The sequence below is a fragment of the Gilliamella sp. Nev5-1 genome (assembly GCF_001690895.1).
Lineage (GTDB): Bacteria > Pseudomonadota > Gammaproteobacteria > Enterobacterales > Orbaceae > Gilliamella > Gilliamella apicola_C.
Genome location: NZ_LZHO01000086.1, coordinates 1 through 22931, shown reverse-complemented (window position 1 = coordinate 22931; position 22931 = coordinate 1). Strand labels below are relative to the sequence as shown.

General features: G+C 37.6%; 36 protein-coding genes. 1 reads left to right on the top strand and 35 read right to left on the bottom strand.

Annotated elements, in window-relative coordinates; genetic code table 11:
* Position 1: 1 nt before the first annotated feature.
* From A9G41_RS11875 to A9G41_RS13700, 9 genes are all read right to left on the bottom strand, one after another.
* Entirely contained in the window at positions 2-601 is a 600-nt protein-coding gene (locus A9G41_RS11875) for a tail assembly protein (protein ID WP_075539736.1), read from the bottom strand.
* Positions 591-1313: a C40 family peptidase gene (locus tag A9G41_RS11870; RefSeq protein ID WP_075539735.1), complete on the bottom strand. Its 723-nt coding sequence runs from the start codon at positions 1311-1313 to the stop codon at positions 591-593. Before A9G41_RS11870 ends, A9G41_RS11875 begins: the two co-directional genes overlap by 11 nt.
* Before the next feature lies 1 nt (position 1314).
* Positions 1315-2049, bottom strand: a complete 735-nt coding sequence (locus tag A9G41_RS11865; RefSeq protein WP_075539734.1) for a phage minor tail protein L — start codon at positions 2047-2049, stop codon at positions 1315-1317.
* A 58-nt stretch (positions 2050-2107) separates the two neighbouring features.
* Complete coding sequence (locus A9G41_RS11860; protein WP_143425475.1) at positions 2108-2350, bottom strand: hypothetical protein; 243 nt, start codon at positions 2348-2350, stop codon at positions 2108-2110.
* A 103-nt stretch (positions 2351-2453) separates the two neighbouring features.
* The gene (locus A9G41_RS11855; protein WP_075539732.1) at positions 2454-2795 is read right to left on the bottom strand and encodes a phage tail protein; all 342 of its coding nucleotides are present in this window, start codon (positions 2793-2795) and stop codon (positions 2454-2456) included.
* A 16-nt stretch (positions 2796-2811) separates the two neighbouring features.
* Positions 2812-5829 (bottom strand): phage tail tape measure protein, encoded by a 3018-nt coding sequence (locus A9G41_RS11850; RefSeq protein ID WP_143425474.1) that lies wholly within the window; start codon positions 5827-5829, stop codon positions 2812-2814.
* A gap of 111 nt (positions 5830-5940) precedes the next feature.
* Positions 5941-6504 (bottom strand): BRO family protein, encoded by a 564-nt coding sequence (locus tag A9G41_RS11845; protein WP_065582246.1) that lies wholly within the window; start codon positions 6502-6504, stop codon positions 5941-5943.
* 47 nt (positions 6505-6551) lie between these two features.
* Positions 6552-7406 carry a phage antirepressor KilAC domain-containing protein gene (locus A9G41_RS11840; RefSeq protein ID WP_082259663.1) on the bottom strand — a complete coding sequence of 285 codons (855 nt, stop codon included), beginning with the start codon at positions 7404-7406 and terminating at the stop codon, positions 6552-6554.
* On the bottom strand, positions 7399-7563 hold the full coding sequence (locus tag A9G41_RS13700; RefSeq protein ID WP_082259662.1) for a toxin-antitoxin system HicB family antitoxin: 165 nt from the start codon (positions 7561-7563) through the stop codon (positions 7399-7401). The genes A9G41_RS11840 and A9G41_RS13700 overlap by 8 nt, the downstream gene beginning before the upstream one ends.
* Positions 7564-7671: 108 nt before the next feature.
* Between A9G41_RS13700 and A9G41_RS13695 the strand changes: the two genes are divergently transcribed.
* Complete coding sequence (locus A9G41_RS13695) at positions 7672-8037, top strand: Arc family DNA-binding protein (RefSeq protein WP_082259661.1); 366 nt, start codon at positions 7672-7674, stop codon at positions 8035-8037.
* Between the two features lie 134 nt (positions 8038-8171).
* On the opposite strand, the gene A9G41_RS11830 is transcribed toward A9G41_RS13695, so the two are convergent.
* The 26 genes from A9G41_RS11830 to A9G41_RS11715 all read right to left on the bottom strand — a co-directional run bounded on the left by A9G41_RS11830 (position 8172) and on the right by A9G41_RS11715 (position 22844).
* Positions 8172-8645, bottom strand: coding sequence for a hypothetical protein (locus tag A9G41_RS11830; RefSeq protein WP_075539730.1), 474 nt, complete (start codon positions 8643-8645; stop codon positions 8172-8174).
* Positions 8646-8683: 38 nt separating this feature from the next.
* Positions 8684-9148 (bottom strand): DUF4041 domain-containing protein, encoded by a 465-nt coding sequence (locus tag A9G41_RS11825; RefSeq protein ID WP_075539729.1) that lies wholly within the window; start codon positions 9146-9148, stop codon positions 8684-8686.
* A 133-nt stretch (positions 9149-9281) separates the two neighbouring features.
* Positions 9282-9539: a DUF1799 domain-containing protein gene (locus A9G41_RS11820; protein WP_082259660.1), complete on the bottom strand. Its 258-nt coding sequence runs from the start codon at positions 9537-9539 to the stop codon at positions 9282-9284.
* A 47-nt stretch (positions 9540-9586) separates the two neighbouring features.
* Positions 9587-9898 carry a phage tail assembly chaperone gene (locus tag A9G41_RS11815; RefSeq protein WP_065590011.1) on the bottom strand — a complete coding sequence of 104 codons (312 nt, stop codon included), beginning with the start codon at positions 9896-9898 and terminating at the stop codon, positions 9587-9589.
* An 11-nt stretch (positions 9899-9909) separates the two neighbouring features.
* A complete protein-coding gene (locus A9G41_RS11810; protein WP_075539727.1) occupies positions 9910-10569 on the bottom strand; it encodes a phage tail protein in 660 nt (219 codons plus the stop codon).
* A 21-nt stretch (positions 10570-10590) separates the two neighbouring features.
* Entirely contained in the window at positions 10591-10998 is a 408-nt protein-coding gene (locus A9G41_RS11805) for a phage tail terminator-like protein (protein WP_082259659.1), read from the bottom strand.
* A gap of 3 nt (positions 10999-11001) precedes the next feature.
* A complete protein-coding gene (locus tag A9G41_RS11800; RefSeq protein WP_075539726.1) occupies positions 11002-11451 on the bottom strand; it encodes an HK97 gp10 family phage protein in 450 nt (149 codons plus the stop codon).
* Positions 11452-11802: a hypothetical protein gene (locus tag A9G41_RS11795; RefSeq protein ID WP_075539725.1), complete on the bottom strand. Its 351-nt coding sequence runs from the start codon at positions 11800-11802 to the stop codon at positions 11452-11454.
* 1 nt (position 11803) lies between these two features.
* Complete coding sequence (locus A9G41_RS11790; RefSeq protein WP_075539724.1) at positions 11804-12286, bottom strand: DnaT-like ssDNA-binding protein; 483 nt, start codon at positions 12284-12286, stop codon at positions 11804-11806.
* 8 nt (positions 12287-12294) lie between these two features.
* Positions 12295-12591, bottom strand: a complete 297-nt coding sequence (locus tag A9G41_RS11785) for a hypothetical protein (RefSeq protein WP_075539723.1) — start codon at positions 12589-12591, stop codon at positions 12295-12297.
* Between the two features lie 34 nt (positions 12592-12625).
* Positions 12626-13762, bottom strand: a complete 1137-nt coding sequence (locus tag A9G41_RS11780) for a P22 phage major capsid protein family protein (protein WP_075539722.1) — start codon at positions 13760-13762, stop codon at positions 12626-12628.
* A gap of 16 nt (positions 13763-13778) precedes the next feature.
* Complete coding sequence (locus A9G41_RS11775) at positions 13779-14540, bottom strand: DUF6651 domain-containing protein (protein ID WP_075539721.1); 762 nt, start codon at positions 14538-14540, stop codon at positions 13779-13781.
* Between the two features lie 117 nt (positions 14541-14657).
* The gene (locus tag A9G41_RS11770; RefSeq protein WP_075539720.1) at positions 14658-15746 is read right to left on the bottom strand and encodes a hypothetical protein; all 1089 of its coding nucleotides are present in this window, start codon (positions 15744-15746) and stop codon (positions 14658-14660) included.
* A gap of 3 nt (positions 15747-15749) precedes the next feature.
* Positions 15750-17123 carry a DUF4055 domain-containing protein gene (locus A9G41_RS11765; RefSeq protein WP_075539719.1) on the bottom strand — a complete coding sequence of 458 codons (1374 nt, stop codon included), beginning with the start codon at positions 17121-17123 and terminating at the stop codon, positions 15750-15752.
* Between the two features lie 3 nt (positions 17124-17126).
* Positions 17127-18395, bottom strand: coding sequence for a terminase large subunit domain-containing protein (locus A9G41_RS11760; protein WP_082259658.1), 1269 nt, complete (start codon positions 18393-18395; stop codon positions 17127-17129).
* Positions 18388-18981, bottom strand: coding sequence for an HGGxSTG domain-containing protein (locus tag A9G41_RS11755; RefSeq protein ID WP_143425473.1), 594 nt, complete (start codon positions 18979-18981; stop codon positions 18388-18390). Before A9G41_RS11755 ends, A9G41_RS11760 begins: the two co-directional genes overlap by 8 nt.
* Before the next feature lie 62 nt (positions 18982-19043).
* The gene (locus A9G41_RS14365; protein WP_179854699.1) at positions 19044-19202 is read right to left on the bottom strand and encodes a hypothetical protein; all 159 of its coding nucleotides are present in this window, start codon (positions 19200-19202) and stop codon (positions 19044-19046) included.
* 142 nt (positions 19203-19344) lie between these two features.
* Complete coding sequence (locus A9G41_RS11750) at positions 19345-19926, bottom strand: DNA adenine methylase (RefSeq protein ID WP_075539717.1); 582 nt, start codon at positions 19924-19926, stop codon at positions 19345-19347.
* Positions 19927-19963: 37 nt separating this feature from the next.
* A complete protein-coding gene (locus A9G41_RS11745; RefSeq protein ID WP_141675193.1) occupies positions 19964-20200 on the bottom strand; it encodes a hypothetical protein in 237 nt (78 codons plus the stop codon).
* A 5-nt stretch (positions 20201-20205) separates the two neighbouring features.
* Positions 20206-20505 (bottom strand): hypothetical protein, encoded by a 300-nt coding sequence (locus A9G41_RS11740; RefSeq protein WP_075539716.1) that lies wholly within the window; start codon positions 20503-20505, stop codon positions 20206-20208.
* Between the two features lie 57 nt (positions 20506-20562).
* Entirely contained in the window at positions 20563-20787 is a 225-nt protein-coding gene (locus A9G41_RS11735; protein ID WP_075539715.1) for a KilA-N domain-containing protein, read from the bottom strand.
* Between the two features lie 234 nt (positions 20788-21021).
* Entirely contained in the window at positions 21022-21621 is a 600-nt protein-coding gene (locus A9G41_RS11730) for a hypothetical protein (RefSeq protein ID WP_065582154.1), read from the bottom strand.
* A 10-nt stretch (positions 21622-21631) separates the two neighbouring features.
* On the bottom strand, positions 21632-21781 hold the full coding sequence (locus A9G41_RS15145) for a hypothetical protein (RefSeq protein ID WP_442903299.1): 150 nt from the start codon (positions 21779-21781) through the stop codon (positions 21632-21634).
* The gene (locus tag A9G41_RS14360; protein WP_075539714.1) at positions 21714-22106 is read right to left on the bottom strand and encodes a hypothetical protein; all 393 of its coding nucleotides are present in this window, start codon (positions 22104-22106) and stop codon (positions 21714-21716) included. Before A9G41_RS14360 ends, A9G41_RS15145 begins: the two co-directional genes overlap by 68 nt.
* Positions 22103-22546, bottom strand: coding sequence for a D-Ala-D-Ala carboxypeptidase family metallohydrolase (locus tag A9G41_RS11720; protein WP_065582152.1), 444 nt, complete (start codon positions 22544-22546; stop codon positions 22103-22105). Before A9G41_RS11720 ends, A9G41_RS14360 begins: the two co-directional genes overlap by 4 nt.
* Positions 22539-22844: a phage holin, lambda family gene (locus A9G41_RS11715; protein ID WP_081302152.1), complete on the bottom strand. Its 306-nt coding sequence runs from the start codon at positions 22842-22844 to the stop codon at positions 22539-22541. Before A9G41_RS11715 ends, A9G41_RS11720 begins: the two co-directional genes overlap by 8 nt.
* Positions 22845-22931 lie beyond the last annotated feature (87 nt).

The window sequence follows — 22931 nt, the reverse complement described above, 5'->3', positions numbered from 1 at the left end:
CCTATTGTTGATCTTCTGAATAAATACCAGCGTTAATTACCGCACCACCAATTTCACGCTCACCAAGTAACTCAGGCACGGGATAACCTACAGCATTTGTATTGACAGGTGCACCGAATCCATAATTAGGTTTGTTTTCCACGCTAGAACCTCCAGCTTTAAACTTCGGTTGAGGCGTGAGCAATTGAACTATACCGCCAAGCATCATACTAATACCGATTCCAGCCAGCGTTGATGAGGCAGTTATTGTTGCACCGAACATGGTTAAAGATGCGCCACCAGTAAAAAAAGCGGCGACTAAAGCGGCTGCCCCTATAATTATTTGCAAAAAACCACCACTTTTTGCCCCTTGAGCTACAGGCATGATCATGTAATTTTTACCACTTGCATTAATATCAAACTCATCAATACCAATGTTTTTGCCGTCAACAAAAAAAGCAAATTTGACACCTTTCATATGCGCTGAACTCATGTATTTTTCAAAGCCTTTTATCGTTGCGCATAACGCTCTTAACACTTCTTTAATATCTTGCACATCGTATTGATGATTCTTGCCAAATTGCTTAGCCATTGCGCCTTTAAACGTTACATTACTCAGCATTAAATAACTCCTTGTGTCGTACTATTCGAACGGTTCTATCTCTAAAATATTTACCGTATGGTGTTCTTGATGATAATTGGCCATAAAGATGATGAAGAATAAGATTGTCACCTACATAGATAGCGGCATGGTTTGTAACCTGTGCACCAATTCGCATCATAATGATGTCGCCAATCTTCATGTCTTTGAGGTCCACCTCAACAAACCCCTCTGATTGCCAATTGTCATCATAAATATTTTCATCTCCACTCTCCCACCATTCGCGAGTAACAGAATAGTTCTTTAGGCTAATGTTATACTCTCGTTTATAGTAATCCATAATAAGCGCCCAACAATCAGCATACCCTAGCAGCCATTGACGCCCCGTATAATCCCGATTTATACGCGGTGATATTGTGCAAAAATCACCATCAGGGACAGACATAATTCCCCATTCAAGGCCTGAATAGTCGCATTGAATGCGGTCAAATTCCGACGGAACAAGTGATACTACATCAGGGTGAGAATGAATAATCATAATGATTTCACCTCGTTTCTCGGCTTCTAGTTGCTCATCAGGTGAGATTAAAAAATGCTCTTTGGGATTGTCTGATATGTTTTTACACGGTATATATTTTTGAGTTTTACCCGTATCCACAATCAGACCACACGCCTCGTTAGGATATTCACTATCAACATGTTTTTTTATTGCATCTAATAATTTTTGTCTCATATTATTTACCTTGTAAATTAGCCGCAGGGAAACCACCAAAAGGAAGAGGATTATTGCCATGGCGAGCTTTGCAATCCTTTAATAAGCCACCGCATTGATCTTTAGCAGGATCGTCAGTCTCTATACCATCTTTAGTGAAATACTTATTGCCTGCATAGTCACATCCCGTCCCTGTTCTATACCAACCACGCATACACCAAGTACAAACCGTTGTTATTTGCCGTGTTGGTAATTTAAGATTTTGTATGTCAAAAGGTGAACATAACTCAAACTCAACGGTCGCTTTTGTTTCTTCGCGCTTGTTATTGATAAAAAATAGCTGAACTCGCTCTTGAGTAGGGTCAGCGGTAGGATTTCCATTAAGCCAATTATCCGCATCAAGGTACTTAGCCATTGTCGTGTGGATTTTGACTTTTGCTTGGACCAAATCATCATAATCAATACAAAGCCGAGTTACTCTACCGTCTATATTGCCAACCGATAATCTTGGTGTTGGCTGTGAGCCAGTGCTACTTAATTCAATGTCTTTTAACTCATATGGATACGGTAAATATTCTTTACCTTGCCATTTTATTGATGGTAAATTCTCCGCAGCAAATGACGCCCAACCGTCGGGTGAAATATTATGAGCATGAAATCTCAGTACTTCATCAAGACCAAATTTTGTGCCATCCACCTCTATTAGTTGTATAAGCTGATTACCCTCAAGTGCTTGTAAATCTTGTGTTATTGGCATAGTTTCTCCAGACATAAAAAAACCGCAATTAAGCGGTCTTGTTTATTAAGTTTTATGTTTAACTCTTTTTAAATACAATAACGAATTTAATGCAATCTAAATCATAATCTAATGTTATTTTTTCTGCTAATTCAAAATTCATATTAACAATGCTATCAATATCGGCGTCAACATAGATATAAACAGCATGTATTTCATTTGCAGATGATTCCGTTTCTGTTCGTACGGGTGTTGTTTGATGCGATCTGCATATGTTAACAAGCAAATTTAATAATTTATCGAATTGTATTGGTGACAGCATATTTTCTCCAGATAATAAAAAACCCGCCGAAGGTGGTTTATTCGTATATTTGGCATTAAAAATAAACTCAATAAAATCAATACATTTTCTAACCAATTTTTAATCAAGGTGAATAAGCTTGAATAAATTTGAATGATAACGAAACAACTCTGCCACCAACAAATTCGGATTCGATAGATTTATTCACAACTCGATACAATTTTTCTTCACCGTACGGATTTTTCCACTTAAACGACTTTATGATGTGCGAGTTTAAAAAATCACGAACTTCTTTTATTTCATTGATGCATCCTGTATAAGTTAAGTCCCAAGTCTCACTTGTATTATTAATACCATTACTGGATAACTGGACATATCCGTCACCAAATCCAGCTTCGTTTATGTTTGATGAATTTGTATGTTTCGGATTGCCCATTGTTTTCCATTTAAAAACATCTATTGTCATTTCCTCCTCCTAATACCTATCTTGCGCGCATCAGGTTATATAAATCACCGCCCGGTGAAACAAGTTTTTTTATCGTTTCATTTACGCGCCGATCAATTATTGCAGCAGCTTGACTTTCAATAGAATTTGCATCAATGCTTGAGTTAATCGCCCCTGATTCACTATTAGATTCCATGTTTAACGTCACATTAGTATTAACATTTATAGCGCTGGATGATTTATTAGATTTGCGAGTAAAAGCAATCGGTGAAGCATGACCTAAATTCACTGCGCCACCGCTTGCGTACCCTCGTTGCGCTTCATTCATCAGTGCGTAAAGATTGCCAACACCAAGGCGTTTTGTCGCTTCTTTGGTGAATACGAATTCGCCCTTGTGAACAATACCTGCCGGTTCATACTTATTACCCCGCCCTGTAAAACCGCACGAGTTAATGCTGTATCTAACATCCCCACCAGTTGCGTAACCTCTAATCAATCCACCGTTATAAGCTTGCTGTAGCCCACCAGTTGCTGCACCAGCACCAGCGCTCGCCATTCCAAACCACCCCATGGCCGATTGTATTGCTTGAGCAACTAGCAACTTGTTGATGATTTCGATAATGTTGGTGAGAATTGACTTAGTAAGACTTTTAAAGCTCATTTTCCCAGTCGTAACAAATTCAGTTAATGAGTGGCTAACAGAACTCATGGTTTGTTGTCCTAAATCACGAAACGCATCAAACATGTTCTGTGAAGCATCTGAAAATTCGTTAAGCCCAACTTTTAGCCCTGCAAACCAATCAGTTTGATTGATGTCTTCCTGTTGCCAGCTTTGTTGTAACGCTTGTTTTGCCTTGTTGTATTCCTCGGTGATTTTTGTTATTTCTGTAGGATTACTAGTGCCTTTAAGCGCTATATCACGCTGAGCGTCAAGCTCTGACATTTCATTGTAGCGATTCGCATTTTTTGACGTCATGCCAAAAGTAGCTTCACTAGCTTTAGATTTTGCAGATAAGTTTGTTGTGTACTCTTGCATTTTACGAAGTGCTTTAGTCGCTGTTTCGTATTGTGCAATTTCTTCACTAATAGCTGCATTTTTAGCGAACTGAGCAAGTAAAGCATCTTTATGTGCAAGTACATACTTTTCATGCGCTGACATTCTTGCTTTATTGCCAGTACTTTCTAGCGTTTGAATCTGAGCTTGTAAATCAAAGTACTTTTTGCGCTCCGATGTGATTGTGTTAACCGTCAAGCTCTGTTCTCGCAGTGCTTGAAGCTGACTTTTTAAGCTGATTTCTTGCTGTTGTGATGTGCGTAATAAATTGGTTGCTGAGCTTGTTTTTTCGGCGTTGTTAGCTCTAATCTTTGCCGCAGCTTTGTCTATATCATCTTTTGTGACTGAGCCCGGATTTATTTCGTTGGCCCTCTTTGCTGCGGCTTCCATTTCTTCAATTTCAGCTTTTGCACGCTCGCTACGCGTCATTATCATCTGCGAGTATCGATAAAACGGGCTTTTTTTCGGGTCTGTTGCTTTGTCTACGTCAGTAAATGATTTTAAAAAATGAACTTTAAAAGCTGCGTCACTTGCTTTATTTGCTATTTTAACAAGTCCGTCAATCAAAGATTTAAATTTGTCCGAACTATTGTCTGATGTGATGTACAGCTTGCTCAACTCATTTATTAAATTGCTTATTTTTTCCTCTGCTTTAATTGAGTCTGTTTCAGCATCAATATCAGAAAGTTGCGTTAATATGCTCTTTGACTGCTCTTGTGTAATATTTAAATACTCTGCAAAACGCGCTATTTTTGTGTTAATGCCACCAATAATAGCCTGATCATTAGATTTAAGCTCTTCATTTAAATCTCTGCCGGCTGATTTAATTTTATTAATGTTCTTTAACACTTCTTCTAATGCAGACGCACCACCAGTTCTACGAAGATCAGCATATTCTTTGCTTGCTTTTTGCATTGAAGATATACCCGATGTCAACTCTTTCTTTATATTTGAAATAGTTGTCTTTAAGTCTTTTTCACTAGATTTCAATGCTGCTTGAACTAACGATCGATTCTTTTTAAGCAGCCGCATCATATCATCAGACAAGAAAGTCAATCCAGTACTCTTGTCCGTATTCAATACTTTGTTTAGGCGGTCTTGCGCTGCTGCTAATTTATCAGTTGCAGATTCAGTTTCAAAAAGCTTTGGTATCATGCTACCGAGTAGCCCAACCATTGCTGAGATACCAATATTTACAGGGTTTAACGAGGTTAACAGGGTACTAAAAGTATTGCCTATGCCATTTTTCATGATCATAGACATACTAGAAGTTTGTAGACCTGTGAAATTCCCTCGCATCATCTGTGTCGTCATTGTAGCTAGCTGATGCTTAGTAGCTAACGATGCTGTGCCTAATTTTTGGGTTTCTTTCGACGCTTGGGATATTTTGCGAATATAAATATCAGCGGATGAGCTAACCCCAAGTTGCGCAGCCTGATATCGCAATAACTGCTCTTTAGATAAATTTTGAGCTGCTACTTGTGCTTTTAATTTGTTTAAAAAATCAGTTTTTGCTTTTGTTGCGATATTTTCAGCGGTCGTCACTTCTCTTTGCTTTGTTGCAACATCTCGTAGTAATTGCGTGTAGTTACCAAGGTCAAGCTCGTTGTTTCTGAACGCTTTGCTGACACTGCTACTTATTTTTTCCAATTCTTTTGATGCAGTATTAACGTCTTTCAAACTATCAAGCTGATTTCTAAAACCGACATATAATCTATCGCTAGACGCCGCAAGCTGCTTTCTAGTTGCAATAAGCTTTCTTTCTTGTTCAGCTTTAATTCGTGATGCTTTTGCGCCTTTTACTGCGTTTTGATAAACCCGCTCGAAGTCCCTCAATTCTTCATCGGTTACTTTTAAGCCGCGTTTTTTGGCCTCTGTCAAGTCGTCAGTAGCCGATGCCGCTTCTTCTGCCTTCTTGCTAAAAACGTCTAGCTTTTTATTCGCTTCATCAACGCTTTGCACATCAATTTTAAGTTGTAGTGATGTGATTTCTTCCGCCATATTTTCTCCAGATATTAAAAAAACCACCCGAAGGTGGTTTGTTTGTATATTTGATTGTGGTTGTTTTTTAATCAAAGGCAGGATTCTGCCTTCGTTCTTACAGTCGTTAACTTATACTTGCCGTAATTGTTTCTTTTCTAGCTGTTGTTTAAACATTGAAGCAACAAAAGCACCGTCGCCAAAATGATCGTGAAGTCTTACACCGAAATTAGACCCCAGCATTTTAAAAACATCATATAAACGATTATCTATGTAGAAATCATTCAACCAAAGCATGTGATGAACTAAACAAATCAAATTGGTTCTGTTTACCTCAATCATATCTTTTCTTGTTTGTGAATGACCTGCCTCTTTATCAGCTAAATCTAACAACCATTTACGCACTTCTTTTGCTACATTTGTACTAGCAAACATTGCGATTAGATGCGCTCCTCGAAGTGAGAAAATTCGTACTGATTTCTTGCGTAGACTGTTGTTTATTCCATTGGTAGTCAATTTGACCACCATTGTCATTTTATCGGTGAACTCATCCTTGTTCCGACTATAAATCTTTGTTACTGATTTAGAATCTGCATATTGTAAAAGCTTAGATAGCTCGGTGGACGTGATCCAAATTTGATTATTACGTTTAACTGGTTGCACTACTGTGCTGTGAAACATTAATTGATTTGACATGCTATATCCTCGTAGTTGCCCCTCTGCGGGGGGCTTATAATTATTGGTTAAGCTGCGATTTCTTGTGATAAAATTTGTGATAGTTTAGCTAATCCTTTTGGGGTAATTAGCACCTGCTCTACTATCTTTTCACTACCATCACTTCTTGAGACTGTTGTGATCTTATGTTCTAACAGCCCTTGCTTAACCTTATCTTGATATCCAAGCCAATGATGACTGCCTGTTCTTTTGTAAATCCAACCCATTGAGTTTAATTCTTGAAAGAATTTTCTTGGTTGAACTTGTAAATGCTTGGCAGTATCAGTAATACACATGCTACCTTCTGCTTTAGTCGCAATGCGATCAAAAGCGGCAACTGTTGGCTTCATTTCTTCAAGTTGAGATCCTAGCGTCTTATTTTCTATCATCAGCCTTTCATTTTCTTCTTCGGCTTGAATAACCATTAGCGCAAGCTCTTTTGTTGTTGGAAGTTTTAGTTGAGATTGCTTGTTAGCTTCTTCTAGTTGATAAAGGCGATCAATAACTGCTGTTCGACGTTTAATATCATAACCCGTAATTAATATTTCGGTGTACCGTCTAGATATATGATATTCCCACGCATTAGGATTTTTAAAATCATACTGATCACAGCTAACATGTTGATTTGTAAGGTAACCCAAATTTGGGTTACGGATATAATCACCATCTTTACCACCAAGTAACGCCACTAAAATAGCCCGAATATCTCGACATATATGATCATGTCTCTTATTTGTTAAAGAGGCTATCTCACGGCTAGACATTGTCAATTGACTTTTATTAACTAAAGTTATATCATTTTTCATATACGAATCTCCTTTTGAATGATTTGTTGGTTGAACCTCAAGTGTTGCTGCACTTGGGGTTTTTGCTTTTTTAGGCATTTGTTTCTCTCCTTTTGTTATTTTCTAAATCTCTTACAACCATTTGATGTAAAGCTGAATTTAAAGATATTCCCTCTTTTTTAGCTCGAGCTTTTACCTCACTATGAACATCTTCACGCATTCTGAAAGTGAATTTTATAAATTTATTTTTCTGCATTTTTTCTCCTTAATAGTGGCTAATTGCCATTAGTGTTAATTTACCACTATTTACAATAATGTCAAGTTGCCATTATTATATATTTCAAATATTTTTAGAGGCTGAATCATGAGCAACAAATTTCCAAGTCAGGTACAAGATAAATTTACTGTTAGATTTCCTGAGGGAATGAGGGATAAAATTGCTGAACAAGCTAAAAAGAACAATCGTTCCATGAACTCTGAAATAATTTACATGCTAGAAGATGCGATCATTCGTGAAGAACAATGGGATATTTTATCTAATCATGTAAATGAAAATTATGAACTATATAATGGTGATGCATATCAAAACATACCTGATTACACTGAAATTAATGACGGATTAAGGCGCTACATATTTACAGAAGCAGAATTAAAACAATTCATTGAGACTGAGATAAAAAAACTATCATCATCTATGATTAAATCAGCTAAGAGATACTATATACCATGAAATAATAACTTGTCTTTAGACGAGACCTTATAAAATTACTCTATAGTGACCCCTGTTATACAGCGGAGAACAATTTTGTCCTAAGCCCGTAGAAGGGCTTAGGTGGTATTGAAAGATTCTGGTAATGAGGTACTTCAATTCACGCATTCTTTTTCGAGCTGTTCATAAGCTTTTTTGTAGCCTAGCAAAGGAAATCTAAAATCACTAGTCGATTTATCACCAAACCTAATGATAAATTTTTTTGAGTTTTGAATTTGTTGATGTAGCATTTGTTTCTGATTAGTCATAAATACGGCTCCTTTTTTCTCCCATTCCATCTCTACTGGAGCTTTTTTGTCTGCTCTGAAAATAACTTTAATTAACCCATCCTCATAATCTTTCAAATTATTATGAACGGAGAATGGAATAATAATGACTGAATCACAACCAACTGTAAAAAAAGCGCTACTTATTGAAGTGCTGTCTGATACATAAACTGAATTCATTGACACTGTTTTTTTATCGGTAATCGGATCAATATTAATATTAACCGTCCAATCGTTATAACTGATTTCTTTAGCGAAAAGACTTAAAGGAAAAAATAAAATAACTAACAATAATTTCTTCATACAATACCTATAGTTAAAAAATATAAAATCAATACTATTTAAAGATCAACCAAGTGATCGATTTTATGGTCTGGGTTTAAATAGTTGTAGTACAAAACCAATTCATCTAATTTCAAATTAAAATACTCAAACGAAATAGATACGCTAAAAAAGTTTCGTTTAAACTCCCCCAATCCGTTTAATTCATAAAATGATTTTTCTATCATTTCACCCAAGACATGTATATTGATCTGCTTTATTTTGGACATAATAATGTGACAATCACAATTAAATGCTCTTATTAACAAAATGCACAACCTATCAATGAAATCATCTTCTACATTAAAAATTTCATAAGGCTCACTCAGATTTACATCACAAGCAGACTTTTGACGAATCATTAATTTTTGCCTGTCTTGAATTTTTTTTATTTCAAGCTTAATCCCCTTAGGAATTTCTTCTGTTATTGCTATAGAACTAGGAAAATAACACTCATCAAGCAAATCTTCTTCACTACTAGACATATAATAATCCTATTTTATATTAACTGTTTTACGTTAATATTATGTGATCATTGAGTTAAGAGCAATAAAAAACCACCTTAAGGTGGTTTGACTGATGGGTGACTTTTCAAAAAGTTACCCTTTAAACTAACAATTATTTTGATTTGTGCATTAATTTCAGGGCTTCGCTTTCCATTATTTGAATATCATTAAAAATAGTCTCGTTTTCAGCTATATTGTTAACTTTCATAACCCATGGCAAACAATTGTAATCAAGCCCTGTAACGCCACCCATGCTTGTACGCCACTGGGTGGACATTGCTTTAAATAGCTTAAAAGCACCTAAATTTTCTTGCCATATTTCTACATACTCATCAGCGTAATCATCTTCGGTTAGACCGAATGCCGCCAGTTCATCTTTTGACGGCTCGGGGGTATATAGAGCAATGGCAAGTTCAATTAGTTTTTTTCGCGCTGACCTAACATTTCTTTATAGTATGTATCGGTTATCGCACGCCAAGCAGCAGGATAGTTATTTAATAAGATTTGCATGTTTTCTTGATTAAATTCTTCATCCAAGCTCCAGCCTTGAACTATTTTCATGACAAGATCGATAATTTGTTTATCTTTAACTTCATCTTCAAGTTTAGTGAGTTTATCTGCTGAGTAATGGTTAAAGGTTAGTTCGATTTGCCCGTCCTCTTGACCTGCACGAGGAATTAAGACATTACACTTAAACGTTGGTTCTGCGACTAATTTAAATTTTGCCATTTAGTTTATCCTTATTTATCTTTATAAAATGTGATCGCTGGTGATTCGACGGTTGTGTTGATTTTTACGGTTTCAATCTCGTTGATAGCTGTTTCAGGTGTTGGGTCAAATGACACACGTACAGCGTCGTAGCGAGTTTCTTTTGCTTTTGGTACATACATTTTCATTGCTACCACATCGTTCGTCTGATCTAATTCCTGCAATAGCGGATAGATCGGCAAAGAGCTGTCATGAGCTATGGTAAAGCTTTTGCTTTTTGCTGATTTAATTGTCGGTAATTGCCGCTCTGTATCATCGTCCAAAAATTGGATTTGAACAAATTGTTGTTCACCGCCCTCAGTAGCAACTTCTTTTACCTGTGGCAATCGTTCCCACGCTGTAATTTTGGTTAATGTTCCGCTACCCTCATCAGCAGGAAATGCACTGGCATTTGTCGTGTTAATATTGCCAAGAGTAACCTCTAAATTATTGACTTTCGATACTTTAGCAACTGCGTTATTTAATTTTGTCCAACCCGAAGTAATTAGAACCTCGTCGCCAACTGCAAGCCCGTGATTTGCTTTTAATGTGACGATCGCTTCTTTGGCGTTTGTAATAGTTTCAAATGCTAAAGCCTCGCCTTTTGTTTTTTGCACGTAAACACGTGCACCGTTAGGTAATGCAAAACCCATAATTAAAACTCCTAAATTTAATTAAATTAATGTATCAGCACGGTAATTCATGCTAATAGGTATTGTGTAAGTGGTTTTATCCGTGATTGCTGGATAAACGCTTGGTATTGAGTTGATGTAAAGTGAAAAATTATCTTTGGTTAACTCTGTATTGAGTTTGAAATGCTTAATAATCGCTTCTGATATTTGCTGAGAGCGTGATTTACCTGTATTAATTGGAGCAACAATGCTAACTTGGTAAATCCCCTTGCAAATCCTTGAATCGCCATCCAAATCAAAACTAGTGGTCATGGCTGGCAATATGGTGGATTTCAAGTAGATTTCGTCGTTTGGTGCGGCTTCAATGTTTTCATAAATTATCGGTAAATTTAATCTATTAGCAATGATATTTAAATGCGATTCCAGCAATTCAGAGATTGTCGAAATCAATTGTTAGCCTCCTCTTGCGGCGTTTTCAAAGTGAACCTGAGCATTTAGCGCGGCTACCCTAACCATGCCGTTAGGTGCTTGTTTAGAGTGACCAAATTCAAGCCTTACGCTATAAGGTAGATTGTTAGTGAAATAGATTGATTGAACGCCACCAGTATAGCGACCAATTTGTTCTATTCCATCCTTTAGAGTATCCATTCCTGACGGATCTATTCTATCAAGCTCGTTTGTAGCAGGAATATCAAAAGTTACCTGCCAGTTACCACGAAAACGCCCTCCGGTATACCCCTTAGGAGCATAACCTTGCCATAATTCTGGTTGCCCGATAGGTGACATTCTGATAATGTCCTGTAATATTTCGAGGCTGGCCTTTTTAACTACAAGCTCATTTTTGGCTTTCGCTTTGTCTACAAACGCATTTATAGATGATATAAAGTTGTTGCTATTTGACATTTAAGCCCTCCTTAGTTGCGCCTTGTAACAGATGAGCGTATCCGCAGGTTTTACGGGATTAGGCTGTTTAATTAGATATTTTTCATCATCAACAGTTACAATATCATTAATTTTCAGCTCAATATTAGCGGCAAAAATCATTTGAATATCTCCCGATAGAATGACTGTTCCGTCAATTTCAATCGGGTTATAGTTAGTTTTTACGCCAATTGCTGTAAACGTTTGATTCCCAGTAATGACTTCCTTGCCGTTAACAATCGATACCTTACCCTTTCTTAATACTGAGTATTCCATGCCGTATTTTGAAATTAGCCTTGTTGCTGCTTCTTTAGAGCGCAAATAAAATGACATGCTACCCCCTGAATATTTTCGCTGTGTTACTGGAATAACAAAAACCATTCAAAAGTCGATTAATAAAAGGTATCTTTGGTAAATCGTTTTTAGATTTGGGTGCGTAAGTAACACTTAAAGCACCGGCAATCGATTCATTTAATACTTCTTCGCCTCCATTAATAATGGGTAAAAAATCAACATTATTAGAATGAATTGCTAAATAACATTGCGCATCAATAATTCGCTTTGGTATTGAATTGCTGGGGATTTCGCGAGAATCTTTGATAATATCTTTGCGCGGCCATGATAAAGGTTGTGCTTTATTGGTAGGGCTACCTTTCCAATTCAGCGTTTCCAAATAATCCATGGCCTTGTTGAGCAAGATAGTGATCTGAGCGTCATCGTCAGGAACCGATAGCCCCCTGTTTATTGCAAACTGCCTGCAATCATCAACGGATGCATAACTGTTAAACTCATCTGAGTTAATATCAGTATTAAGCATATTTTCACCTACTTAACTTTCCAACCGTCTTGCTCCCAGTGTTTTACCATATCAGGGTGTACCTCGGCTTCATGAGGTTCAGCACCAATTACAGGGTTTAACATTGTGACAGTATTTTTTTGTTTACTTTTTAACTTTTCAGCTTCTAATTTAGCTGCTAACTCCGCAGCTTCTCGCTCTTGCTTTTCACGCTCAGCTTGCAACCTTGCTTGTTCTTCTTGTTCCGCAAGTTTTTGTGCCTCTAGTTTTTTTTGTTCTTCTGTATCAACAGTATCTACTTTATTGGTGTCCTTTTTCTTAGCCATTTTTTACTCCAAAAGGGGCTAAAAGCCCCTGTTATTAACCCAAAATAAGTGCCGCGTGACGAGGCGCAATAGATTTAGTGCCCCACGCTAGACCAATTTCGTAACGGATTTGTTTGTATTGTCGATATAACGCAATTTGGTATGTAATACCAGACACTGGATCTGTTACATTCATTACGTCATCTGCGCTATCACCACCTAGCGGCATTGCTGGCGTACGACAAGCGAGTAAAAATGCTCCGCGGTCAAACGCCATGTTGGCCACATAGTCACCACCAACGGTAATGGCTGTATTATCCGCTAAATCTTTACGTAATCCGGGTTCGCAGAGCGTAATAGAACTAGCGCTTGCGGCAGCGACAACATACTTATTAGTGTCACCTGCAAAAGTTACTATATCGCCAGCATTGAATGCTCCGTTTCCTGTATCAACGGCGATGATACGATCACCCTCGGATTTTGCTCCATTAACTAAATAGCCAGTAGCACCACTTGATTTAACGCGTTTAACGCCTGCTGAGGTGTGAATATTGAATCCCTCAACGCGACCAATAATACCGTTGCGTAAAAGCTCATCAGTACCAGCTTCGTTATTTTTGAATAATACCGATTGCTTACCCCGAATTTTAGCCATTGCATCTGAACCAAGAACCATTTGCAAATCAGAACGAGGAGCTCCATTATCTTCAAGAATTTTAAGTGCTTCTGAAAAATCACTTAAGTCGTCTTTTTCACCAAACGGAGTGACGCCTGCTGTGCCTGCGGCTCGTGATGCACCGTAAAATAAGCTGCCTAAATCAGAATCAACTTCATTAGATAAAGCACGGAATCCCTGCGCGAACTGGTCGGCTAAAATTTTGTTGTATTGCCCTGTTGGACCAATTGCTAATTGTTCCTCACCATTCCATTTTACTGGTGCCATTTTTGATTTCGTGATCTCAACATTAACAGTACCGATATTTTGGTCACCGTCGTTTGGTGCGGTCGCAGCAGGGTTAATGTCAACTAATTGTGCAGCGGGTGTAACATGAGCTGTTACGGTTTGCCCTTTTGCGGCGCCATCAGCTTTTGTATCGCGAGCAACGGCAGGAATAAAACCAACTTGCTCACGAGATACGACGTCAAGCGCAGTGTAAATTGTAGGAATAAGATTTGTTAAAGTATTAGACATATAAATATATTCTCCGTTAATCTGTTATTTGTACGCCATCTTTTAATGCAGCTTGCTTCTCTAATGGACCGAGAGCATCAAAAGAAGAACGTTTCATTGTTTTTTGTCCTGCTTGGTGTTGGCTTTGTTGCGCGCCTCCACCCTGATTACCAGAAGCCTTGAGGATGTAGTCTTTTTGCGGATAGTTATCAATAAGAAACTCTAACGCTTCATCGAATTCAGCGATTTCACCAGGTTTAGCACGTGAGTAAATCTTATTCCCAGACTGGTCGTAAGCGACGACTTTGCCATCTTCAATCTTGAAAGATGAACCAAATCGTGACTGTACAAAATCAGGTGGAATCGCCACTTTATCCTTAATGTATTTCGAACTATTAAATCGTCCGCCAATCATTTCGTTATAAAGTTGAGATTTTAACGCTTCACTTTCGGCTTTCGCTGTATCAACTTGCGTTTGATATACCTTAGTGATTTCAGCTTTGACCTTGTCAACCTCGCCAACATCAATTAATTTCTTTTGATCCAGTTTGGTGACAATATCCAGTGCCTCAATGGCTTTTGCAGGATCTGCGATGTTGGCAAACTTTTTTAACTCCGCTTCAACTTTTTCTTTAGCTTCACGATGCGCTTTCGCTTCACCATTTAAAGCTGAAATTTTGTTAAGTGAGGCTACAGCATCAAAAGGGATTTCCTTTCCGTCATCATGTACGTACACGGGATTGCCGTTTTCGATAACTGCATAAGTTGTGCCATTTACATCAATTGTTTTTAATTTCATAAATTCTCCGTCTTCCGACTGTTAATGGTTTTCCAACCGTTTCACCACTTCGCATCCGCTATGTGGCATAAAATAAAAAAGGCCGCATATAGCGACCTTGTAGATGTTAATAAATATTTATTGATTGTTAAGTTGACCACTGAGTTGGTTGTTTAACTCGTCAATTGTTAACAAGTGTCCATCACGAGTAAAAAACTTTTCTGGCTCAATTTCCCCATTTCGTAATAACCTCGCTCTTTCTACTCCTAAGATTTGCTCTTGTCTTTCTTGTGATTGCGTTTTTAGCCACTCAAGATAAGATGTTTTAGCAGGAACTTGACCATCCATTGATGCTCTTGTGCCAGTTGGTGTTTCATCAATGCCGATCCCTAGTTCTCGATAACTTTTTAGTATAAATGTCTCAACAGACCGACAACAAAAATGTAATTTACCCGGTCCGTCACCGTATGGAATATCATGACCGATAGGCTGGTTATTTAATGTATACTGTTTTAAATCACGAATAATACACATCGGCGTAGTACTAGTATCAAGCGTAGATAACCATTGCTTGCCTTTTATTAAATCGCTATTAGCCTTTCCCAACTCATCACGAGAAACGGCGGCTGTGTGAGATACAGCTGAGCGAATTAATGATGATACGTTTCTCTTACTCGTTTCTAAAACGCCATCTTTATAATTGTTTTTTTTAGTACCTCTCACTCTCCTAATAATCTGTTCAGTGGTTTCACCAGTTGCATAACCAGTTCTAACGGCATTGGTAACACGTTTAAGCCTGTCATCTTCGATATTGCTTACCCATTCTGACAATAATCGCCCTTGAAATGGTTTTGCTTTTACCGCCGCAAATAACTGATTCGGCGATATCTGCATTAAAGGGTATTTGGCTTTAACAATATCGGGTAATAACGATTCAAACAGTGAATATTGATAATTACTCTCATATTCACTAAATGCATTTAATTCACCAAAGAGATAATCAGAAAATGAATTTAATGACTTAACACTACTGAGTATTGATTCAAGTCGTGATATTTTAAATTCGCTAGAAGATAAATCATCTAACGCAATATATAGTTGGGCTGTTAACTGTTTATCAACGACGTTTAGTAGTTTAAGCGATTCTCTTATTAAGTTATGTTCATAACCAACTAGATTAACGCGGTGATAAATTGCTTCATCGCGAAGTTTTTTGTTAATTGTCATAAATTAATCCAGCAAATTAGGATCTGCGTCTTTTAGCTCTTGAATAACATCCTCAGGCTTCATATCAGCATTGATTAACCCTAAACGTTGATAAGCGACAACAGCATCAATATCACGAATATCACCGGATTGCCGTAACGATTGAATGGCTAATGCGCCAGTTGCGTCGATTGTTTTTCTAGCTAGTTCAACCTCGGTAATTACATCAACGTTGCCGTCATTTTGTAACCCTATCCATTCGGCCATCAAATCTAATATATTATCTAGCGAATCTTCGAGAGAGGATGCCATTGTGAATAATGGCGAATTAGCTTGCATCTTCTCTTCTTGAGTTTGTTCAACCGATTTTGTTGACGTGTTTTGGTCACGAAGCAATTTAGCTCCAGCTAGCCGCATTTGCTCTACTAACTCAGCTAGTGATTCTTTACCGGCATTAACTGAAACACCCGAGTGCTCGACGTATTCAAGCCCTTGACAACTTCTATCATCGAATTTTGTAGCGCATGAACTACCGATTGTTAACTCAGCACCATCTTCAAGCCCAAACGCTGTAAGAATTGGCACTCGTGCTACATGCAAGATGTTGTCTTGTTCACTTTGACTTTGCCAGTGCTTAATATTAAGCAAAGCAAGATTAAGTAATGGCGGAGACCCTCTCATGAACCCTGTTTTTTTAGTGTAGAGTGTTACAAGTGTGATTTTTTTTCTTGATGTTTCCCACTCTTCATGCAACGCCCATTGTTTATTTTCACTATCTTGTCGCCATATTGATTCCCGTCCAATTTTAATGTGTCGTATTTGCTCAATTCGAGATTGACCGTAATTATCTTTATCTATAATGATATTTTCTTTAATACGCAATTCAGTGAGTACAACTTTTCCACCCTCATTTTTTGATTTCCAACCAATAATTTGACGAGGGTTAAGCATTACAACATATGGACGAGCACCGATTTCGTTTTCCTCGGCTTTTGTTCGTACCTTTTTATTGATTCTGGGGTAATCAACTAAAGCGTGAGCTAAACCATATTGCATGGCAATACTAAAAAACTCTTGCGCCCACACATCAAGACAAGTTCCTTCAAGATCGATGTCTTTTGCAAACTCAATCAGTTTAGCTGGCACTGTATCGCTCAATTTAATTGGCGAGGCAAAAACTCGACCTACATTTTGTTTAATCGTTTCTTCGTAAGCAGGAAGTAACGTGGCCACTTGTAGACGTTTTTTATACGAATCACGCTCTTCATTGACCCACCTTGGCAAGTACTGCTCACCCAGTTGTCTCATGTTTAGCGTTCCACCCATTAGCGCGTCGTTAATATCCCACGCTTCGATCATGTTGTTGTAATCAAGATTTGGAGTTGAAATGTCTGCCATAATTTATATCCGTAATTGTGTGACTTTACCACTTGGTTTAATAATTGGATAATCCTTAATAATAAAATACCCTGCGGCATCGTTAGGATGATCATTGTCTGATGACTTATCAGGTTCACCATTACTTGCCCACGCCTGCTCCTCCAAACATTCGGTATAACGTTTGCACTTATTGGTGTTAACCAAATATCTACGCTCACCATCAGCATTTAAAAACATAGCGTTCATAGAGTTTACACGATCTTTAACAGGAGGATTGGATGAGTTAACAATTACCGTAAACCCCGCTTCGCGAAGTTGCGCGATATCTGTTTTACTGGCTTTAACTGTTTTTCTTGAGTCACCAGAGGCGTCAGGGTAAATATATATTTCACGGCTTTTAATGTAATCATTTCCGTTATATTTCCAATATCGTTCTTTAATTGTATTGATGATCGCGGGTGTATCATAAATATTAATCAGCTCATCAACCGCAATCGGTTGACCGTTTCTTTTAATATGCACAATCCCAGCCATTTTACCAACGTTAAAGTCCATTCCGATATAAAGAGTGTCCTTATCTGTCGCTTCTTCATCTGAGTGATTTAATTTTCGATTAAATTGATGATAGATTGTTCCTGTTTTAAGGTTAACAAATTGTCCGTCAATATAAGCGTTAATAAGTTGTGCAGGATATGACTTTTTCAGAGAATCAACATAATCTTCTGGTAAAAATGGATTAGAGAGAGTCGAAGCTTGAATCATTTCATACCCATCTTCGGGCTTTTTCTTCCATTTTTCGTAAACAAAATTAAATCCCTCTGGTGTAGTGTATGCGCTAACTCTATTGAATGGATTCAAAACACCTTTAGGCTTTTGTCTGTTACGAGCAATTATTTTAACCCAAGCCTCTTGGGCTTTTAATTTTTTTAGCGTATCTATTTCATCAACATGAGCTCTATAAGACTCATAACCAATAATACGGGACGGGTTATCAAGCGTTCTCAAAACGAAATCGCCGATCCCTCCTGATGATGTATAGATGATATTTTCAGATTTGTTGTATTTATACCTAATACCGTATTCATTAAGTTTATCCTCCATTCGAGGAGCCAATATCAACCTAATCAGATCATATGTTGGCTCGTACAACGCTATCAAAGCATCACTAGAACTTCTCGCATCTCGAAAAGCCGAGATTGCAAGAGTTTCTGTTTTACCTGTACCAAAACCGCCAACAAAAGCGGGATACTTACAGCTAAGATTAAAAAACTCAGCTTGCGGCTCAGTCATTGTGATTTGTATTTTTCGCCCTGACAATGACAACCTCCATTTCAGTGATTGGATCATCCTTAGAAACGTTTCTGATTGCTTCTGAAAGCTCTTTATTTTCAAGTTGCTTTCTCTCAACATCTAACGACATTTGAACAAGAGAAGCTCTTCTCATTTCGAGCGATTCGATTCTTGCAGTGAGTCTATCGATGATTGATACATAATCTCGACGCTTGAACTGCTTCACCCTAACAATTTCATCGTTGTCAGGAAATCCACTAATAATAGCTGGCGATTCAGAATAAGAATCAAGCTCAAGTTCATCAAGCCGCTCTTGTTGTTCAGCTTCGGCTTTTAGCGCTCTCATTAACCGAATTTTAGTTAATCTAAGCTCATCATCAAGCGAGCCTAGCTCAAGCTCTGCCGATATTTGTCTTTCTTCTGCTGTGAAGAATTGAGAATAAATACCACCAGCCTTTAAGTTGTTTTTATTACCCTTTGGGGCGCCAGTTGATTTACCGCCATGCATTCGACACCTGCCGTTTGTCATAGCTTTAGATTTACACGGGCTACCACTACGGGTTTTTGCCCCGCACAAGTGAGCCATTTATAACCTCTAAAATTGATTGCATGGGGTTGAATTTAAAAAAGCCCGATTTTGGGCTTTAATTAAGATGCTGATGTTCTAGCATGTAATGCTGGTTGGGAGCGACGGGTATAGCTAACAGGCTTAGAATCTGAAAAGGTTAACCCTCTTGGAATGGGCACAAAATAATCGTTGTGCCTCGGCACTCTAAACCCTTTAGCTCTATAAGTTGAACTTCCCACTATCTAAGAACCTGATAACCTAGCTTTAGCCGCTCTCTCAGCTCGACGACCCACTTTATCATCCCAGTCATAAAAACCACGCATATAAACCTCCATAAACAAAAAAACCGCCAATTGAGGCGGTTGTAATTAACACTAGAAACTAAGCTACAAATTTAGCAAAGTCCTGATCCACTTTTCCGTCCGGCAAATAATTAACATTGGCCTCCGGTATATCTATTCCTAATTGGGCCGCCACCTCAACACCATCAAGATATCCATCACAATTAAGCGGCGTTACTGTCACTCTATTGTACAATGACGCGCCTTCAAAATCACTTACGCCTGTTGCAATGCTGTTGGAAAATAACAAATAGCTCGACAAAGTCGAGTAATCTAGGCAGCCCTTTTTAGAATTTAAGTACTGGATTATTTTTTCTTTTGTATTCTCTTTTATCTTTCCCTTATAACCAGTCACTAATGACAATAAATCTTTTCTGATTTCTTCTGTTTTGCTTATGTTAGCGAGTCGATTACTATAATTATCATAATCGTTATATATTACTCTTGCGTTTCTGCATGTATATTTAGCATTGTGAGATAACAGCCCTGAACCGCCGAAAACATCAACTATTGTCCAGCCTGAGCCGTCACCACATAATTTTTTTATTTGTTCGTTAAAAAGTTTTATAAAGTTCCGTTTTTGCCCCTGAAACGGCAGCGGGGCTTTGCTATATTTTTTCAAATCAAAATCCTGTAAATAATTAGTCTCTCGGAAAGAGTTATATTTCTTTGTTATTCAATTCAATATCAACCGGATTGTTAACCACCTCACAATCCAAATTGAAATCAACACATACACGCGGAAGTTGATTCGGTTTTGTCTCAATATTAATAGAAACTTGATTAGATAATAGTTGCCCATCTACAGCAATACCGTAACCGTAAAATCTACCGTGCTTATATAAATGAGCTAATTGAATTTGTTTCATCGTTACCCTGCGAGTATGATTAATCATTTATGTTAATGATATGTAACTGCTGATTTTGTTTCTTTCTCTTCTAAATTCATTAGCATGAAATCACTCATTAGATTGTTTAATATATCTATGCCAGATTGACTTAAATAAAAAGTAGTACCAATTTTAAATGAACAACCTTCTTTTGTTTTACTTAGATCAATCATTGAGTCGTACATACACATACGCTCAAATTCGGAAAGATGTTGTTCATAGTATCCCTCCAAAAAGGAGGCGAGTCTGTCAGGTTCTAATTCTAGATCTCCTAAATGGTGCTTAAAAATATTATCGCCATTTATTCTCATGAGATGCTCTACATATGAGATACTAACAATGCGAGCATAAAAATAGGGTTTTTATTATTATCCATGATAATTACCACCATTTATAACCTCAATTGCTTTTTGTCCACTCCTCATATCTGAGGAGTCCTCCAATTCTTGGATTAGTTCTTGAGTAGAATCAAGGCGTAACCAGTTTGATGGCTGCTTACTTTTATCATTTCCACTAGCTTTATGTATATCATTGATACAAAATAGCCCTTTTTTATCTTGTTTTATTGCAGTATTTAAAATTGTAATATTCATGATTTCTCCATTAGAAATGAGTTTTAGTCACACAGGGAACCAGTCAAGAGAGGTAACCATGACAACCATCTGGTGCCCTCTAAAACTCATTCCTAAGTGGCTCTTGTTGTTAATTGCCGTGTGATGGCAAATTTCAGATATAAAAAAACCGCAATTAAGCGGTTTGATTAAATATGCAGTTATTTTTTATAACCGCCCGGGGATTTTTATAGTTTATGTGGTAAAAGTGAATAATTATTTATTCTTGCTTTTGATGTATTCTTCTAGAATGCTAATGTCTGGTTTGCCATTGTATAGATTTTTGGAACTAAACAAATCTAATACTAGCAAAGCATTGGTCACCATCTGGTATGCGTCATACGCCATTGATTTACAGCCATTCTTACCTTTTGAGCTTTTAATAAACCTTAACGCACAATCTAATTTACCGCAAACCCAATTATCCACCCACTCAGGGAAATCTGTGTTTGCCCTGATTTCATGTAAATCACGTATTGCAACGTCAAGTTGGCTTATCGCAAACCTTTGCCAAAACGATGATTCTTCGTGCGGTTTTAATTTCTGCATTCTTGGTAACCAGTTATCTTCGTCACATTTTATTTCGCCAGTCACTTTAAACATAAACACATTCTCTTTACCAAGTAGTGTTAGTATTGGTTGAATTATATTATCAAGCAAGGTTAACCCCCGCCCTGGAAACCAATTTCTAACTTCTACAGTTGGTGATTCGTGATGTAGTTTACCGATATAAATCGGGTAAATTCCGTACGCCAAGGCGTAATGGGTATAATTCATTTGAATATATTCTTTTGAAACACGTTTAAATACTGCCATTTTTACCTCTTTAATTACTAATCTCTCTTATCGCCCTTTTATCGCTATTACACTTCTCAATAACATTTAGCAAATGCTCGTTATATTTCAAACTATCGCCGAATTTCATGGATTTTGGCGGTAGATTTGGGATACTGTCGATAAGTAGATTCGCTGGTATCGACCGATTGACGTAAACTTTTCGCTCTGTTGTACAAGCTGTTAGAGATAACACTAGGAACACGCTCATTAGCACAGTCATTATTTTTAAGTTGCTCATTGATTCGCTCCTGACGTTCTAGCGATTGGTTTTCTAGCTCGCGTTTGCTTTGCTCATTATCTGCTATGATTTGATTGTTTTTAGCGATGTTCTGATTTAACTGTTCGATTTTTCCGAGCAGTTCATCGTTTGTTTTTTGAATTGCTTCTTTGTCTTTACACAAATTAACAATAACATAAATCATAAATGTAAAAATAATCGCTATTGCCGTGTATGTTTTATTCATTTTAAACCACTCAAATAAACCGTTTTACCGCCCTGCTTGGCTGCTGTTAACACTATTTGGCGATTATGTGTCGGACTAAAACCAATGTGCACCCATTGATTATGCTCTTGAATTAATTTATCGAACTGCACCCCAGCATCAACCAACTGTTGACAAATCTCTTTAGGCGTACCGAATGACGATTTAAAGTCTACCGCTAATCCCTTTGTGTGAGCGCTTGTTGCTACACCGCCAACTTTAGCATTTAGCGCAGGACAGCGATATCCAGACGTGATAATAATTGGCTTACCTAAAGCTTTTCTTACCAACTCCAGCTTAATAGCTGTTAATTGCACGTTGGGCATTAAATCAGCAGGCACAGAGTTATCAATTTTTAATCTACTAGCTGTTGTCGAGCGAGTAAACTCTTCTAGCGTAAAATGTTCAGTTAGCTTAGTCATCGTTGTTGTCAACCCTTTTTCTTAACATTGAATTTGATACTTGACGTAATTTATCAACACCTAAAAATCCAATTGCGCCACCAATAAACGGATTCATACTAACTGGTAAGCCAAAATAGTCTAGCCCACTGCTAGCAGCTAATGACAACGCACCACACAATAACGCTTCAACCCATTTACGGCGTCCGCCTACCCCGTCATATGTTAAACGACCGTAGGCTATAATGATGGATAGAATGACACCGTAAATTAATGGCGCATTCGATTGCAACCATTCCATGATTGATGATTTATACATGTTATTATTCTTCATATGAGTTAATAAGGTGACAGCGTACTAGCTATATTGAGTGGTGTGCGTGTCTAGCTTTGCTGTCGATTCTGT